The sequence below is a fragment of the Kribbella caucasensis genome, from assembly GCF_004361855.1.
GTDB classification, from domain to species: domain Bacteria; phylum Actinomycetota; class Actinomycetes; order Propionibacteriales; family Kribbellaceae; genus Kribbella; species Kribbella caucasensis.
The window spans coordinates 292,572-308,810 of sequence record NZ_SNWQ01000007.1; the positions used below are offsets into that span (position 1 = coordinate 292,572).

Annotated in this window: 14 protein-coding genes; 10 read left to right on the forward strand and 4 right to left on the reverse strand. The window is 66.8% G+C overall.

What is annotated here, in order from left to right:
* Positions 1-30: 30 nt before the first annotated feature.
* Complete coding sequence (locus EV643_RS17005) at positions 31-819, reverse strand: DinB family protein (RefSeq protein ID WP_133801044.1); 789 nt, start codon at positions 817-819, stop codon at positions 31-33.
* A gap of 112 nt (positions 820-931) precedes the next feature.
* Here EV643_RS17005 and EV643_RS17010 point away from each other — a divergent pair, with 112 nt between their 5' ends.
* Positions 932-2,437 (forward strand): amidohydrolase, encoded by a 1,506-nt coding sequence (locus EV643_RS17010; protein ID WP_133801045.1) that lies wholly within the window; start codon positions 932-934, stop codon positions 2,435-2,437.
* Between the two features lie 106 nt (positions 2,438-2,543).
* Here EV643_RS17010 and EV643_RS44160 read toward each other — a convergent pair whose 3' ends face one another.
* Positions 2,544-2,948: a transposase family protein gene (locus EV643_RS44160; protein ID WP_370452293.1), complete on the reverse strand. Its 405-nt coding sequence runs from the start codon at positions 2,946-2,948 to the stop codon at positions 2,544-2,546.
* 149 nt (positions 2,949-3,097) lie between these two features.
* Between EV643_RS44160 and EV643_RS17020 the strand changes: the two genes are divergently transcribed.
* The gene (locus EV643_RS17020) at positions 3,098-5,308 is read left to right on the forward strand and encodes a hypothetical protein (RefSeq protein ID WP_133801046.1); all 2,211 of its coding nucleotides are present in this window, start codon (positions 3,098-3,100) and stop codon (positions 5,306-5,308) included.
* Positions 5,309-5,619: 311 nt separating this feature from the next.
* Positions 5,620-6,378, forward strand: coding sequence for a transposase family protein (locus tag EV643_RS17025; protein WP_166665474.1), 759 nt, complete (start codon positions 5,620-5,622; stop codon positions 6,376-6,378).
* Between the two features lie 7 nt (positions 6,379-6,385).
* On the opposite strand, the gene EV643_RS17030 is transcribed toward EV643_RS17025, so the two are convergent.
* Entirely contained in the window at positions 6,386-7,705 is a 1,320-nt protein-coding gene (locus tag EV643_RS17030; protein WP_440589967.1) for an IS701 family transposase, read from the reverse strand.
* Between the two features lie 540 nt (positions 7,706-8,245).
* Here EV643_RS17030 and EV643_RS17035 point away from each other — a divergent pair.
* From EV643_RS17035 to EV643_RS17050, 4 genes are all read left to right on the forward strand, one after another.
* Positions 8,246-8,725: a hypothetical protein gene (locus EV643_RS17035; RefSeq protein ID WP_133801049.1), complete on the forward strand. Its 480-nt coding sequence runs from the start codon at positions 8,246-8,248 to the stop codon at positions 8,723-8,725.
* A gap of 637 nt (positions 8,726-9,362) precedes the next feature.
* A complete protein-coding gene (locus EV643_RS17040) occupies positions 9,363-9,956 on the forward strand; it encodes a hypothetical protein (protein WP_133801050.1) in 594 nt (197 codons plus the stop codon).
* 140 nt (positions 9,957-10,096) lie between these two features.
* On the forward strand, positions 10,097-10,339 hold the full coding sequence (locus tag EV643_RS17045) for a hypothetical protein (protein ID WP_133801051.1): 243 nt from the start codon (positions 10,097-10,099) through the stop codon (positions 10,337-10,339).
* 25 nt (positions 10,340-10,364) lie between these two features.
* Complete coding sequence (locus EV643_RS17050; RefSeq protein WP_133801052.1) at positions 10,365-10,841, forward strand: hypothetical protein; 477 nt, start codon at positions 10,365-10,367, stop codon at positions 10,839-10,841.
* Between the two features lie 118 nt (positions 10,842-10,959).
* Here the strand turns inward: EV643_RS17050 and EV643_RS17055 are convergent, their stop codons facing one another.
* A complete protein-coding gene (locus EV643_RS17055; protein WP_238165628.1) occupies positions 10,960-13,791 on the reverse strand; it encodes a S8 family serine peptidase in 2,832 nt (943 codons plus the stop codon).
* A 197-nt stretch (positions 13,792-13,988) separates the two neighbouring features.
* Here EV643_RS17055 and EV643_RS17060 point away from each other — a divergent pair, with 197 nt between their 5' ends.
* The 3 genes from EV643_RS17060 to EV643_RS17070 all read left to right on the forward strand — a co-directional run bounded on the left by EV643_RS17060 (position 13,989) and on the right by EV643_RS17070 (position 16,237).
* Positions 13,989-14,330 (forward strand): YciI family protein, encoded by a 342-nt coding sequence (locus EV643_RS17060; protein ID WP_133801054.1) that lies wholly within the window; start codon positions 13,989-13,991, stop codon positions 14,328-14,330.
* A gap of 95 nt (positions 14,331-14,425) precedes the next feature.
* Positions 14,426-15,238 (forward strand): dienelactone hydrolase family protein, encoded by an 813-nt coding sequence (locus EV643_RS17065; RefSeq protein WP_133801055.1) that lies wholly within the window; start codon positions 14,426-14,428, stop codon positions 15,236-15,238.
* Positions 15,239-15,541: 303 nt separating this feature from the next.
* Entirely contained in the window at positions 15,542-16,237 is a 696-nt protein-coding gene (locus EV643_RS17070) for a hypothetical protein (RefSeq protein ID WP_133801056.1), read from the forward strand.
* Positions 16,238-16,239: the final 2 nt, after the last annotated feature.

Consider the following 16,239-nt stretch of genomic DNA (forward strand, 5'->3'; position numbering starts at 1 on the left):
CTAGCCGGCCTCGGTGCGCCCGCAGGGCGCCTAGCGGGATTCCAGCACGGCGAGGTCGCGGGTGGCGTAGCGGTGGTGCTCGCACTCTTCTTCCATGACGACGGCGAGGCATTCCCAGACCGGGCGATCGCCTTCGGGGTAGCCGGGCGCGGGGGAGCGGGTGCAGGGGCGTCCGAGGTCTTCGTCCGCGAGGTCGTCGACGATCCGGCGAATCGTGGCCATCCGATCACCGCGGACCTTGAGGATCTCGGCGTACGACGGTTGCGCGTCGAGGTCCATGCCGAGCGCGATCGCATCCGCATCGGAGTACCAGCTTTGGGGGAGCGCAAGCGGGTGGTACGGACTCGGCTCGTCGAGGATCGTGCGGCTCGCCCACGCGTCCGCGATGAACACGAGGTGCCGGAGGGTCTCGACGAAGGACCATTCGCCGTCGACGCGTTCGTGGCGTGCCGATTCGAGCAGCCGCTCGGCGCGCGTGGTCGTGTCCGACCAGAGCCGCTCGATCGTGTCCCACATCGCCCGGAAGTCGTCGGCAGTCTGCAGTTCCCGGAGTTGCACGCGTTCGGGATGCCGCCGGTCGAGTTCGGTCTCGACGTACTCCGTGACGTCGATTCCGTTGATCACGAACTTCTCGACGTACCCGGACACATCGACGTCGACCAGTGCCGCATCGATGATCTTGACGTTGCTCAGGTCGCAATCGCGGAACTTCGCGCCGCGCAGATCACGCACCACGAACTCGGCGTTGCGGAACTCGTCGGTGTGCTCGCTGCCATACTCGCCGGCCGAAAACCGATGCGGCCCGTACTGCGCTGTCATGGGCCGCATCGTTCCCGATCGCGCATACCGGGTCAACCAATCGTTCGCCGGACCCCGTAGACCTTGGATGCGACAGACTGCAAAAGGCTGCTCGAGCGACGCTGGAGGACTTATGGACCGACTGCTGATCCGCAACTGCGCGGTGCTCATCGTGCCGGAAACAGGCGAGTGCCGCGTCGACGAGAACCAGGACATCCACATCGCCGACGGCGCCATCCTCGCCATAGTCCCCACCGGCACCAACCCTCAACTGCCCAACCCTCAGCAGCCGACCCTGCACGGGCCCGACTCGCAACAGCCCACCCCGCACAAGCCCACCGAACACGAGCACGCCTCGCAGCAGGCCACCCCGCACGACCCCGCGCCGCCCCAGCCGGCCTTGGGCGACCGGGCGTCGTCTGACTTCGAGGTGATCGACGGCACCGGGCTGCTCGCGGTACCCGGGCTGACCAACTCGCATACGCACAGCCCGATGGTGATGATGCGTGGCGCGGCCGAGGACGTCTCGATCGACGACTGGTTCAACCAGAAGATCTGGCCGATGGAGCTGAACCTGACCCCCGAACGAGTCCGCGTCGGCGCCCGGCTCGCGTGTGCCGAGATGCTGCTCGCCGGCGTCACCACCTTCGTCGACCACTACTTCCACGCCGACCAGATCGCCGAAGCGGCCCTCGAAACCGGTATCCGGGCCGACCTCGCCCCCACGTTCTTCTCCTCCACCGGCCCCGACGGACGCGAGGCAGCCTTCGACGCAGCCCGCCAGATCCGCGCCCTAGGCAACCAATCCGCAAACGGCCGCCCACCCCGGATCACCGCCAGCCTCGGCCCACACGCGCCGTACACCGTCACAGACGAAGACCTGGCCCGTACGGCGGAAGTCGCCCGCGCCGAAGGATTCCGCATCCACCTCCACGCCGCCGAAACCCTCGACCAGACGCGCTCCTCGAAGAACCGTCTAGGCGCCACCCCGATCGAGGTCCTCGACCGTACCGGCGTACTGGAAGCGGGCGCCCTCATCGCCCACGGCTGCGGCATCCTCGACGAGGACCTGCCTCGCCTGGAGCGCCATGCGGACCGCACCGCAGTCGCCACCTGCCCGAAGGTCTACCTCAAACTCGCCATGGACTCGACCACCCCGATCAGGCAACTCCAATCGGCCAGCATCCCCGTCGGCATAGGCACCGACGGCGCCGCGGTCCACAACACCCTGGACGTCTGGGAATCCCTCCGCCTGGTCGCCCTGACCCAGAAACAACGCGAACAGCAGGCCGAGTGGATGCCCCTCTCCGACACTCTCCGCCTAGCCACCCGAGGCGGCGCGACCGCAGCGAACCTCCCCATCCTCACCGGCGCCCTAGAACCAGGCCGCCGAGCCGACATCACCCTCCTCGACCTCTCCGCCCCCCACAACCAACCCCTCCACAACCCCCTGGCCGCCCTCGTCTACTCCACGCGCCCCTCAGACGTAGTCCACGTCCTAGTAGACGGCCACCAAGTAGTCCGAAACCGAACCCTCACCACCTCCAACCTCCCCAACCTCCTCGCCGAAGCTCGCGACCTAGCCCACACCCTCACAACCCTCACCCAAGAAGGCGCCATCCAGCACTACGCCCCCTGACGAAGGCTCAAGAGGGGGTGAGCTTTGAAATGGCCGGCAAGCATGCGGGGCGCAAACGAACACTGGACAGTGGACCTTCTCAGTAGCGACCGGCGCTCTCGGTTGATCAGGTTGTGCGTTCGTGTTGATGGTGGAGCAGGACGAGCGCCGCGGCGGTGATGGCACCTATCCGCCACGGGCACAAGCTGACCCGGCGCAGCGCCTTGAACGTGGTCTTCAGTAGGGAGTTGCCGCGTTCGGCCAGGGCCCGGGTCGCGGAGTGCACGGTGTTGACGGTGCGCTGGTCGTCGGTCAGCTTGTCCCCACGCGAGGCCTTGATCAGGCAGGTCAGACGGTTCTCGCCTCCGTAGCCCAGATCGGCCAGCGTGGCGTGCTCATCGTCGGTCCAGGCGTCGAGTGTGGGCAACAGGGCGCGGTGGGCGCGGGCGCAGGTGGTGTCGTGTTCCCGGCCGGGCCGCACCTTCGGGCATCCCGGGGTGTCCGTTCGTGCACATGTCGTCGCTTCTTGCACTCAGCGACCCCGCAGACCGGACCGAAGGTGGTCTACTTCGGGGCAGAGGCGTCGAAAGGGGTTGCCGGGTGAAAGAGGCGGATTCTGGCCATCGGGGCCCTATTGAGTCCCGGCGTGCCGAGCCGCACACCCCAACGTCCACCGCACTTATGTCGGCCCCGGCGGCGACGGTGTTGATGCTCCAACGCGGCGCCGGCAACCGGGCAGTCACCGCCGTCCTATCTGGCCAGTCACCGGTACGGCACCACATGGTGCAGGGCAGTCCCGGCGCGTCAGCCCTTGCGGCACCCCCTGGGACGACATCGCCCCCCGGGACCACGCTGGTTCCCACGTCGACTGACGACCAGCTCAACAAGGATGTCAACACCTACGCGGACGAGCGGCTGGCCGACTGCCGGCGCGACTTCTCGAACGGGATCGCGGCCTTCCGCAATTGGTACTTCGAGCAGGACGAGGGAATGGAGCCCCTGTTCGCGGACTTCAAGACGATCGTCGAGCATGCAGGCGACCAGACGACGGGCCCGCTTGGGACCCTATTGCGGACATCCTTCTCCGACGCCGCTGCCCAGATGGACATCACCCGGACCGGATTCCTCACCTCGCTGGTGAAGGTGATCGACGCTTTCGGCGTTTCCATGCGGCGGGACCTGCAGGGCCGGGTCGTCGAACGGCTGACTCCCGACACCCGCTGGGCCGACGTACGCCGCGTCCATCAGGGGTCCGGTGACTGGCACGAGCAGCTCCACCTCGCCGGTCTCCCCAGAAAGGGGAGCAAGGTCGGCGAGGATCTGTTGAGCGCACTCATTTTCGCGTACCGAAAGTGGGAGCTGAGCCAGCACTCCGCGGCCTACCGCGGTGCCTACTCCATGGGCGACCCCGACCTAAAGCACTTGAAGGCATCAGCCGCGGCGGAGGCGACCAAGCGACTGAAGTCTCCGTCCATCAACTACGGCGACGTGGTCCTCGACGTGGGCAGCTTCGAACTGCTGGCGCGACAGTCGAAGGAACTCAGGAAGAACGTGGATGCGGGCGGGCAGGTTACCGCACGCATGCCGCTCACGCCCGGCGTCGGCTTCGGTGTGAACGTGTCCGGCGGAGTCTCCGGCGGGTTCAGCGCCGAGGCGGCATTTGGTCCGATCAAGCTTGAGAAGGTCCGCGTCGGACTGTCCTACGGCCAGGTCGCCGCAGCGTTCGGCCTGTTCTCCGCGATGGTCGCGACGACCGGGTTGGCAGCGCTGCCCGCGATCGCCCTCCTCGCCAATACACGACTACGCGGAACCGCCGAGCTCGTCGTTCCGGCCTCCGCGCGGGCCAGCCTCTTCCTTGAGTTGGCGATGAAGATCGCCCTCGACGCGGGCCTGTCCGCAGGCCTGTCGATCGACCTGGCCGCGATCGAGGGAAAGCTTCGGGCGCGTGCGGGCGCCGATTTCGGGGCGACGTTCCGCGCACCCGTCGACATCGTCGCCGACCACGGCAAGGTCAGCTTCGTCGCGGCCGCCAACCTGAACCTCAGCCGTGAGCTGGTGTTCGGGGTCGAGGGCGAAGTCGGCGCCAAGATCCTCACCGTCCCGTGGCGCAAGACTTGGAAGCTAGTGGACTGGCGGTCGGGCTCGGCCTGGAATACGGGGACGGACCTCGACCTCGTGTACATCAACGGCGTCCAGGGTGACAAGAGCACGATCGTTTCGTACGACCGGATCGCCCACGTCCTCAGCCAGCTGAAGGACCTCGGCGGTCAAATGATGAACTTCAACGGCCCGGGAGCGCCCGCCCCGAACGCGCCGCCCAGGCCGAACCGGGCTCAACCGCTGGCGCTGGCCTGGCCGAAGCCCCCGGCCGACCGGTACCCGAATCTCTACATCACGGCCCGCGGTGAGACCCGCACGCAGGAGCAGCTGAGGGCCGCGCACCGGCAGGGCCGGCCGCACATCTTGGTCTACACACCGATGCGTCTACGGCAGCTGCCGCACGGCGGCGCCCCGATCGGGCTCAGCGACTTCAGCAAGCTTGGCCCGGGCACCAACATCGTCGGCCCGCTCGTCCCGGGTGAGACACCCGGCGGCGAGGTCATTAACAGCGTGGTCCGGCCGTACGGCATCGTGCCCACAGAGCTCAACGGCGACCACGTCCGCGACATGCAGGTTGGCGGCGAGAACGAGCTGGGCAACATGTGGCCACTACCGGCCGCTTACAACCAGGTCGCCGGGAACAGACTCAAGAACGCCCGGGCTGTTGACACCAACGTCTCTCCTCCGCAGCAGATCCCCCTCAAGGTGCTGAAGGACCTCGCGGAAGCGAACCCCGACACGGCGGTCTTCTTCTTCCGCCTGACCAGCTTCGACGACGTCGACTTCCGCTGACACGGACGGGCGCTGCCCGCCGATGGCGTTGCGACTCGGCACCACGCCGGGAAACGACGGTGGATCCCGCCGTGCAGGCGGGCTCGCCCACCATGGCCGCCAGGACGATGACCAGCGTGAACACGACTGGCACTGCAGCAAGGGGTGTGACACTAGACAGTTGTCAGTTGGGACTGGTCGCTCGCAGGGCGACACGCCGACGACGCGGGGATCATCAAGGAGGTTCGGGACCTCGGTAGAAGGGTCGGTCCGAGCAAAGATCGACCCGAACACCGAGGTTTCGCGTGCCCGATCCTGTCACCTACACCGCCGTGCTCCCGATCGGGGAGTCCACCGTCGCATTTGTGTCCGGCCTACTCGCGGGCGAACGTGCGCGACGCGGCACCCGACGTGGTCGGCGCGTACTGGGTTGCTATCGGCAGGCGATCCTGGTGCTGCGCTGGTTCATCGATGGGACCCGGGTCGCCCAGCTCGCGCTCGACAATCAGGTCGGCGCCTCGACGGCCTACCGGTACCTGCACGAGGCGATCGATGTTCTCGCCGCGGCCGCGCCGAGCCTGCACGGCGCGTTGCTGGCCGCCCGCGCCGCTGGACATAGCCATGTGCACCTGGACGGCACGCTGATCCGCACCGACCGATCACGAGCGATCGGGCCGACCGCCGGGGTCGATTTGTGGTGGTCGGGCAAACATGATCACCATGGCGGCAACGTGCAGGTGATCACCGCGCCGGACGGGTGGCCGCTGTGGACCTCGGAGGTGCGGCCCGGCCGGGAACACGACACCACCTGCGCCCGCGCCCACCGCGACCTGTTGCCCACACTCGACGCCTGGACCGACGATGAGCACGCCACGCTGGCCGATCTGGGCTACGGAGGCGAGAACCACCGTCTGACCTGCCTGATCAAGGCCTCGCGTGGGGACAAGCTGACCGACGACCAGCGCACCGTCAACACCCTGCACTCCGCGACCCGGGCCCTGGCCGAACGCGGCAACTCCCTACTGAAGACCACGTTCAAGGCGCTGCGCCGGGTCAGCTTGTGCCCGTGGCGGATAGTACTCCAGCCGTAGTTCGTGATCAGGCGAGTTGGGCTGTTTGACGGCAGTGGTGGCAGTCGCGGGCTCGGGCTTGGTGGCGGCGTCGCCAGCGTGACCAGTGCAGCAGGTGGGGCGCGCTGTGTCGGGTGTGGTCGAGCAAGTGGGTGAACAGGTGCCGGATCTCGTTCGCGGTTAACGCGATGAGCCCTGGTGTCGGGTGGGTCTGGGCTCGTGCGGTCGCGGCGGTGACGGCGAGGAAGGCGTGCGCGAGCATCGCGAGGATGGTCCACCGGTGCCACGAGATCCAGCGGCGGACCTGGTGTTCGTCCAGGCCGGTCAATCCCTTACCTGCTTGGAAAGATTCCTCAATCGTCCACCTGCGTCCGGCCACCGCGACCAGGGTGGCCAGCGGCACGGGGACGGGTGTGTAGCAGCGGTAGAACGCCAGCTCGCCGGTGCTGATCGATCGGCGGACCAACAACGCCTGATCCCCAACGGAGCCGGGAACCTCGGCGTCGGTGACGTCGACCGGGATGTCGATCAGGGCCCAGTCGTACCAGCGGTGACCTTTCGCACCGGCGCCTGCGCTGAGCCGGTTCCAGGCCCGCGCCGGCAACCGGCGAGCCAGAGCCTTGGCAGGGTGTTTGCCGGCCAGCGTGGCCACCTGGTGGTCGCAGGCCACCGCCAGCACGTAACCGATCCGGCGCTCCTGCAGACCCGTGCGCAGCTTGGAATCGCAGCCGTAGACCTCATCGCCAGCCACCCACGACGCCGGGACACCCGCATCCAACGCGCGGATGATCATCTCGCGCGCAAGCGCCGGCTTGGTCGCGAACTTGATGTCGTCGGGAACCCCCGCGGCGCGACACCTGTCAGGCTCTGTCGTCCACGACTTCGGTAGATACAACGCCCGGTCGATGAACGCATGCCCACCGGTGGCGGCATAGACGAGGTAGACCCCGACCTGGGCGTTCTCGATCCGGCCCGCGGTCCCGGTGTACTGCCGCTGCACCCCGACCGTGTGAACGCCCTTCTTCAAGTCGCCGGTCTCATCAACCACCAACACCGCGCCGGGATCAGCCAGGTGATCCACGACGTAACCCCGTAGATCGTCACGCACCGCGTCGGCGTGCCAGGCCGCGCGAGCCAGCAAATGCTGCATCCCATCCGGAGACGCCTCACCGGCATGCTCGGCGATCGTCCAGCAGTTCACCCGCGGCAACCCGGCCAGCAACCCCAACAGGAACAACCCGACCCGCCGACGCGGTTCAACCCGCACGAAACGGCACGCGATCCACTCCACCAGCTCGTCGAAACCACGCTGCCAACGACCAGGGTCTACGCTATGGCACGCAGCCACCGCGCGACCGTCTTGAGTCCACACAACCTGAGATCATCAACCGGTGGCTGCACTACGTCCGGGACCGCCACACCGCCAGATCACGAACTACGACTACCGTCGTCCAAGCTTCCCAGCTGCGTCAGAATGAAGGATCCGAGCAGACTCGGCACGCTGGCTCGGCGCTGAAGGTGCACCTGCGACAATCGCGTGCCCCATGGCTGCATGCACGTCCTTGTGCCCGGGACGGGATTCGAACCCGTATGCCTTCGGCCGCGAGGTTTGAGTTCGACCAGCCTCTGTCCGGCGCGGTTCGTCACGGTCCGCACCGCGCTCGTCACCTGGTTGTCGTATCCCTGGGAACGTGCGCGGATCGGGGTGAACTGCAACTACCGTGCAACTACGACCACGGGCTGACTACTTCAACCCCATGGGCGTCAGTCAGCTCGTCAGGAGTCGCTGGCGTCGCCCCCCGGATCAGCCCTGGTTCCCTCGGCCGGGCGCGAGTAGCGTCACAACCGCCCGGCGCACAGAGCTCCATATCGCAAGAGGGGGCATGGAATGCTTCGTCGCCTGCTACTGATGGTCGGCCTGCTGATCGCGGGCTTGCTGTTCACCGGAGCGCCCGCGTTCGGCGCGCCACCGGTCACCGAGACCATCACCCAGAAGAACCTCGTCGAGACCTTCGTCGATGTTATTCCCGATCCCATCTGCTCGGAGGAAGGACCGCTCTACACCATCACCACAACCACCAACCTGATAGAGCACACGACCACCTTCGATGACGGCCGCGTGCACGCAACCTTCACCCAGACCGGCACCTTCGTCGCGGTGCCGCTCGAGGACCCGACTCTGCCGAGCTACACCGGAAAGGTCACGATCTGGGGAGGCTTCAACGCCAACGGGGCGACCGTGAACGGAACGTTCACGTTCAACCTCCACGCCACCGGCTCGGACGGATCGACGATCAACACTCACCAAGTCGATCACTTCAACGTCCGACCCGACGGCACGGTCAACGAGTTCTTCAAGTGCCACTAGGCCTTCCTGGAGAACTCACCCCGCCAGCTCCCGCGCCGGGCGCTGGCGGTGGCACGGCGAAGAAGATACGACAGCAAGACGACACTTGCGCTGCGAGTTGACTTGTAGGTGCCGGCTCAATCGAGGATCCGTAGCCCTGACGGCTCTACCGCACCAAGGTATGAGTTCGATCCTTCTGAATTCGCGGTGGTTCGTCATGATCCGCCGAGACTGGATGCGTGGTCTTGCGGCATGTCGCGGACAGCGGCGCACGCTGGTGAACTGCAAGCACTGGTGCAACCGATGCCGAGTCACCCGGTTCCGTTGGTTGCCGATGCCGCGCGGACCCCGCGCGGACCAAGGTGGGTTGCCCCAGCTCCCCGAGAGCTGTGACAAGCCTATGACAACCTCCCCGTTGCCTCTATCTCGACGGCAACGCAAGGCGTAGCGTTCTGAGCGAGGACTGCGGACCGCGACGCAAGGGAGCTACTGCCCCACCGGTCGGCGCTACACCCACCGGTCGGGCAGGATGCGTCGTCCTAAGGAGGTCGCCGCAGCTGTGGCCCCGTCCCCCTGCCTGGCTGGCGCCACTCGCCGACCACAGCAAGTCGCGTGGCACGCGATCCTTGCCGCGTTGCAGCGCTGAGGGGGTCTCTGCATGCCAACCAACACCATTCGCGCCGCTGCCCGCCTCGCCGCTACGGTCCTGCTCGTCCTGCTTGTGAGCGGGTGCGCCGACAAGACCGCCTCGACGACCACCACGTCGCCCCCCGCGTCGCCCGCCGTGTCCAAGCCGGCCACCACGAGCGCGGTGTCGCCGACTACCACCACGGTCCCGCCTATGACCGCCGGGGAGCTTGCCTGGCTCAAAGCGGTCACGACGCTGCGCAAGACGATCGACAAGGCCTTCATGGAGACGGGGCCCGTCTACCTCACGCGCGCGAAGATGAGGTCGTATGCGAACACCCTTCGCAGCTGCAGTCGTGAGCTCGCCCGAATCGGTTCCCCTGGCGACCGCCTGCAGCCGGTGCACGTGATGGTCAAGCAAGCGTGCCAAACGTTCGACAAGGGCGCGAAGTGCTGGGATGCGGCCATTAGGGTCAGTGACGCGGGCGGCGGAGTGACCGGCACAGCCAACGAGCGAACGTTCAACCGGGCGAGCCAGTGCGGCTTCGAAACCCAGGGAAACGGCAGTAACCTCCTCGCGGCCGCCGAGGCGAAGGGCGAGGAGATCAAAGCCAAAGTCGGCTGACAACCCGGTTGGGACGATTCCGGCGTGCCGAGGTGTGCCAGGTCACGATCTACGGCTGGAGTATTAGGATCGAGCTCGACGGAAGCCGTTCTGGACTGGCCCGCGTAGTTTTCTAATCAGAATCGGTCGGTGATGGAGACTTGATCGCAAGGTTCCGGCGTGACGGGGTCGAACTCGACCTCGATATGCGCGAGTACATCTTCGTGTACCTCACGTTTTCGTATGTCCTGGACGGCGTTGCTCTTGCTGATCACGACTTCGCGAACATCCTGGGCATGACGCGGGAGGACGCCGAAGCACTCAGAGACAACCTGATGGAAGCCGAGCGCCTCGCCCGAGTCCAGGGCACACACTGGAGTCCCAGCCGCCCGATCGCGGAGTAACCAGAGTGGTGTTCCCGGTGATCAGATGAAACCTAACGCCGCCACCCATCTGAGGTATGTGGTCGGTGACCCTTCGCCCTACGGCAACCCGGAGGAGCGCCTGGACCTGGCGACGGCGCCGGCGTACCAGCTGTTCTTCTCGTGCTTCATGGGAGACGTCGATCTCGTCATCGGGGACGCAGGCTTCAGCACGAAATTTGGCTGGGTGTCGACGCTCAGTTTCGCCATCGGCATGTTGCGCGCGATCCGTGAGTTGCCGGAGAGAAAATCGTCGCAGATCGGCTTTCTTGAATCCGAGGACCGGATCGAATTCCAGCTGGAGGATTCCTCGGTCAGGGTTTCCAGCTCGTATTCGGCCGACGTCGCGACGATCGTCTACGACGAGCTGCTTGAGCTTGCCGGAAACGCCCTGACCGACCTGCTGGTTGAGCTGACTTCAAGGTTCCCCACGCTGAGGGAGAATCCGTCCCTGGCGGTCGCACTGGGCAACCCGGAGAGCTAACCCGGCTCATCGGGCGGTGGTCTGCAGTGAACAAGGCCTCTGCCTGGCTCCTGGGGAGCGGCAGAGGCCTTGTTTGGTTACTGGTGTGGGGCTGGAGTGTCAGCTCCAGCGGCTGGTGTCAGCTGACCGTGAAGGATTTTGCGGGGCTGACGGCTGTGGCGTGGTCGCCGTCGGATTGGAAGACGACTCGGTAGGTGTAGCTGGCTCGGGTGGTGGGCTTGATGGAGAAGCCGTAGTTGCCGGTCGAGTTCAGCTTGGTGGACGTGATCGTGGTCCAGGTTGAACCGGTGGACCGCTGCAGGTAGACCGGGGAGCCGGCGTGCTGCGGGCGGACGTAGCCGTAGAAGGTGGTCGACTGGCCGAGCGTGATCGCGGTCGCCGTCAGGTTGGCCGTGATCGTCGGGCGGACGTCGACCGTCCAGTTGCCGGTGCGGGAACCCAGGAGCTCACCCGAGCCGTTGTAGCCCCAGGCGAAGACCGTGGAGTAATTCGGCTTGTAGGTCACGCTGTAGGTGCCGGTCGGGCTCGTGGTGACGCGGGTGATTTCGCGCCAGGTGGAGCTGTTCTTGTTGCGGCCGTAGAGGGAGACCGGTACGCCGGCCAGCGGGGCCTTCGTGTCCACGCGGACGACGCTGCCGCTGAGCGTGACCGAACCGCCGAAGTCCATCGCGGTAGTGGTCGCGCTCATCGTTGAGTAGGTGCCGATCAGCTGAGCCTGAACCGACGAACTCCACTTGCCGCTGCGGTCCTTCACCCAGGCGCGGAAGGCGTAGCTGGTCGCGTTGGCGAGGCCGGTGGCGGTTGCGCTGGAGGCGGGGCCCATGTACGCCGAGGTCCCGGTGTTCGGCGCGGACGGCGGGGTGGTCCCGGCGTTCCGGCGGACGACCACCTGGTCGAGGTCCGTGATCCCCGGCAGGGTCCACTTCATCGCGGCGGCCGCATACTGGCCCGTCAGGGTGAAGTTGGTGATCGGCGCCGGTGCAATGTCGACCGTGCGGAAGTAGACGTCGTAGCCGCCGTCCATCGGTGCCGCGCTGGTGTCCTGCAACCCCCGAATGGAGACCCGGTACGGCGTGTTGTCCTGCAGCAAGGGGGTTGGATCGATGGTCAGCTTCTTCGTCGCCGCGTCATAGGTCGACGTGCTCGGGATGGCGGCGCCGGTCTTGCCGTGGAGCAGTCGCACTGTGTTCGGCGTGATGCTCGAGGGGACCACATCGCGCTCGAAAGTGATGACCGGCGAGTAGTCCTGCGGCACACCGGCAGCGAGGTCAACCGGTGCGGTGTCACGCACCCAGCCGCGGTTGCCGACCAACGTCCCACCGGCTGTGCCGCTTGACACCCTGATCGTGTACGGACGGCTGTCACGTGAGCCGTTGAAGTTGCGGACCATGATGAATGACCGGCCAACGGGAAGGGTGACGCTGACTTCCTCCGTTGCACCAGCGGATTCGCCGTAGTCGCTGAAGCCGATCAGGCGAAGCTGGTCGTCGTAGACAGAGAGCACGGCGTCGAGGTTCTGCGCCCGGTTCGCGCTGTCGTACGCGGGCGGCGTAACTGTGACGATCACCTTGCGCGCGGCGGCCGACTGCGCGGCGTACCAATCCTCCTCGCCTTCGGTGCCGATCGCGCCGGTGATCGAGGTACTGGACATGAAGGTCGCGCGGACTGGGACGTCGTTGCCGTCCGGACCGGCGGCCCAGAACTCCGGAGCCCAGGTGGCGCCGAGAGCGTTGGCGGCGTCGAGGATGCCGGCGCCGTAGAACGGGTCGATACCACGCGGACCTGCATCACGGGCGGTGGACTTCAGCCGCGCTTCGATCTGGGCGGGGGTGTAGCTCGGGAACCTGTTCCGCAGGAGTGCGGCCACCCCGGCGACCATCGGAGCCGAGAATGACGTGCCGTTGCCGCCCCAGTACGGCTCGTAGCGCGGGTCGGTGAGGGCCCGCGGGCCGGTCGACAGGATGTGCCAGCCGGGTGCGGTGATGTCGACCGTGTCGCCCCACGAGCTGAAGGTGGTCAGGACGCCGTTGTTGTCGGTGGCACCGACCGAGATCGTCTCCGGGAAGGATGCCGGGTAGTGCAGCGCGTTGCTGTACTCGTTGCCCGAGGCAGCGACGACGACGATGCCCTTGGCAACGGCGTTCTTAACAGCGTCGTGCATGACCGAGTTGTAGCTGCTACCGCCGAGTGACATATTGATCACCCGCGCCCCGTGCGAGGCCGCCCAGTTGATCCCCGCGACCACGCTCGAGTCGCTGCCGCTGCCCTCAGCGTTGAGGACCTTCACCGGGAGGATCCGGGCGTTCCAGGCGACACCGGCGACGCCGCGGCCGTTGTTGGTGTTGGCGGCGATGATGCCCGCCACCATCGTGCCGTGGCTGTTGTCGTCGTTGGTGTTGGTGGTCTTGTTGAGCGCGTTGTAGCCCGGCAGGATCCGCCCGCTCAGCTCCGGGTGGCCGGCGTCGACGCCGGTGTCCAGTACTGCGACGGTCTGGGTGCCGGCGGACTTGGAGATGTCCCAGGCCTGCGGCATCCGGATGGTCGAGAGGTACCCCTGGTCGCTGGCGTAGTACTCGTCGTTCGGAGTCGCGTCGGCCTTGCGGATGTAGTCGAGGGAGGCAAGCTCGACGCTTGGCTCTGCCTTCAGCTTCTTCAGCAGGTCGGGTGCGGCGCCGTTGCTCGTGACCGTGACGTAGTCGTCGGTGGCGAGGGTGGCGGCTTGGCGGCTGTTGTGCTTGGCAAGCACCGACTTGCGGGCAGAGCTCGTTGCCTTGGGCGAGAACTTCACCAGCACCGAGTGCGGGTCATAGGCCTCGGCGGCGGGGGCGAGCTGCCGCGCGGGGACGTTGAAAGCGTTGTAGAAAGGTTTCGGTTCGGCCGCCGAGACGGACGAGCCGGTCAGGGTGACGAGAGTGGTTGCGACGAGCGTCGCGGGCACTCCCAGTTTCACCAGGAGAGCAGGGCGGATGGACATGAGGACCCCCCCATTGGGTCTCAGAGTTACATTCTGGCCGGAGTATGCCAGAGGCTGGGGACAATCTGTCTGCCGCGCCAGAGCCGCGGCGATGTCAATAGCTGCAACCCCGCTCCGACGTCCCGCCCGGACGCCCGCCCGGGCGTGAACACTCGGAGAACGCGAGGAGAACCATGAAATACATGCTGCTGATCCGCCCGGACGTGGACTTCGACGGCCCGGTCCCGCCGGACATGCTGGCGGCGACCGAGGCGTGGGTGCGGGAGATGACCGAGCGCGGCGTCAGGCTGCACGGCGACGCGATCCGCCCGGCCGACGAGGGCACCGGGGTCAGCCGCCGGCAGGGCAAGGTGATCACGACCGACGGCCCGTACGCGGAGGCGAAGGAGCAGATGGGCGGCTACGACATGATCGAGTGCCGCGACCTGGACGAGGCGATCGAGATCGCGTCCAAGCACCCGGTCGCCCAGATCGGCATGGTCGAGATCCGCCCCGTCTGGGACCTCACCCAATAGCCCGTACAACGAACCTCCCGCGCCCCGGCTCGTAGGCGCGGGAGCCGTTCGGCCCTAGGGTGTGGAGTCCCGACTGCGGAGGAGAGCGCAAAGCGATGACCGGTACCGCCCCGAGTTCTGACCTGGCCAGTTGGCAGAAGACGTCCTTCACGGGCGCGGGTCTGACCTACGACTGCTACCAAAAGGGCGAGGGCCCGGGCGTCGTGCTGATCCCGGAGATCCCCGGCGTCACCCCGGAGGTCGCCGCCCTCGGCGACCACCTGGTCGACGAGGGCTTCACAGTGGTGATCCCATCGCCGTTCGGCCAACCAGGACGCCCGGAGACCGCCGGCTATGCGCTCCGGATCATCGCCCGCCTCTGCGTCGCCTCCGAGTTCCGCGCCTTCGCGACCAACGCCAACCGCCCGTTCGCGGCGTACCTTCGTGCGCTCTCCGCCGACCTGGCAGCCCGTACGCCGGGACGCGGGGTCGGCGTGATCGGGATGTGCTTCAGCGGCGGATTCGCATTGGCGGCAGCCGTGGACGACTCGGTCCTCGCACCCGTACTGAGCCAGCCGTCGGTCCCGTTCTCGATCACCGCCAGGATGAAGGCCGATCCCGGCCTCTCGCAGGAGGAGTTGGACCGGGTGACCGAGCGGACCCGCGCCGACGGACTCTGCGTGCTAGGCCTCCGGTTCAGCGGGGACAAGGTCTCCCCGGGCGAACGCTTCGTGACGTTGCGCGAGCGCCTCGGCGACGCGTTCGAGGTGATCGAGCTCGACTCCGGTCCGGGCAACCCCGGCGGCTTCGGCAAGTCGGCACACAGCGTGCTCACCCGCGAGGTCCGCGACCAGCCCGGACACCTGGCCCTCGCCGCCCGCGAACGCACGGTCGACTTCCTCCGCAAGCAGCTCACCCCGCAAACCTGAGCCAGGTCGGATGACGATTTCCGGCTGAGTCTGGGCCCGGTCTCCGCGGCCTGACGGAAAGCGGTTAACCAGATACGTGCCGACGTCTCGGTGGCTGCGACCCCCGGAGCTGGACCAAACGTTTGTTTCGCGGCGGAAAGCCTGCTTTTCAAGGGGTTTCGTTGCTGTGTGCAAAGGTTGGTGCGCGGTGGGTGACGCTGCCCGATTCGCACTGGTCGGGTGCCCCGCAAACATGGCACCATCGGCGAGCGAGGCGGTATGTGATCGTCCTCGGCGCGGGACGTATCCAGGGGGACAGAGCGAATGGCGAAGGCCAAGCGAGAGAACCAGAGAAGCGATCCGGAACAGCCACATTGGACGCCGGCGAACAGCACCGGGGCGAACGGGACCGGCGAGCCGGGCACGGGCGGATCCGGGCCGGCACTCGACGTCGCGGTCGACGAGCACTCGCACAACCTGAACGGTCACTCACAGTCAGCGGAGCACAACGGGATCAACGGCAACGGCGTCGCCAAGGTGGTCGAGTTCGCGACCACGGTGCGGCTGGACGAGATCGCGCTCGCGGCGATCGCGTTGTCGGACGGCGTACAGGCCGCGACAGCAGGGTTACCGGAGTCCGTCGAGGCGCGGCAGTACCGGCGCGATCTGGACGAGGCCGCTGACCGGTTCCGCGCGGTCGCCAGCGAACTGGAGACGACCGCGGGAAACCTGGTCCGGCTGGCCGCGAACGAAGGGCACAGCTGCGCGGTCGCCTGGGGCGTCTGCCCGGAACACGGCCTCACCTTGATGAACGTCGGCGAGGACGTGACGTGTCATGTCCTCGGCTGCTACAGCGCACCGGAGGGCGCGATCGATCGCTGTCCGCAAACGGTGGCCTACAAGGTCGTCGACGCGGCCGGGCCGGCGTTGTTCGTCTGCTCCGGCCACGCGATCGCCTGCCGGCTGCATCTGGAGGACGCCGTGATCACCCTTGCCTCGGACAGCCTCGAGCTGCTCTGATC

Bases quoted from the DNA above. Each gene is read 5' to 3' on its own strand.
- EV643_RS17020 (WP_133801046.1), top strand. From the start codon at position 3,098: ATGTCGGCCCCGGCGGCGACGGTGTTGATGCTCCAACGCGGCGCCGGC.
- EV643_RS17050 (WP_133801052.1), top strand. From the start codon at position 10,365: ATGAAACCTAACGCCGCCACCCATCTGAGGTATGTGGTCGGTGACCCT.
- EV643_RS17070 (WP_133801056.1), top strand. From the start codon at position 15,542: ATGGCGAAGGCCAAGCGAGAGAACCAGAGAAGCGATCCGGAACAGCCA.
- EV643_RS17040 (WP_133801050.1), top strand. From the start codon at position 9,363: ATGCCAACCAACACCATTCGCGCCGCTGCCCGCCTCGCCGCTACGGTC.
- EV643_RS17065 (WP_133801055.1), top strand. From the start codon at position 14,426: ATGACCGGTACCGCCCCGAGTTCTGACCTGGCCAGTTGGCAGAAGACG.
- EV643_RS17005 (WP_133801044.1), bottom strand. From the start codon at position 819: ATGACAGCGCAGTACGGGCCGCATCGGTTTTCGGCCGGCGAGTATGGC.
- EV643_RS17010 (WP_133801045.1), top strand. From the start codon at position 932: ATGGACCGACTGCTGATCCGCAACTGCGCGGTGCTCATCGTGCCGGAA.
- EV643_RS17035 (WP_133801049.1), top strand. From the start codon at position 8,246: ATGCTTCGTCGCCTGCTACTGATGGTCGGCCTGCTGATCGCGGGCTTG.
- EV643_RS17060 (WP_133801054.1), top strand. From the start codon at position 13,989: ATGAAATACATGCTGCTGATCCGCCCGGACGTGGACTTCGACGGCCCG.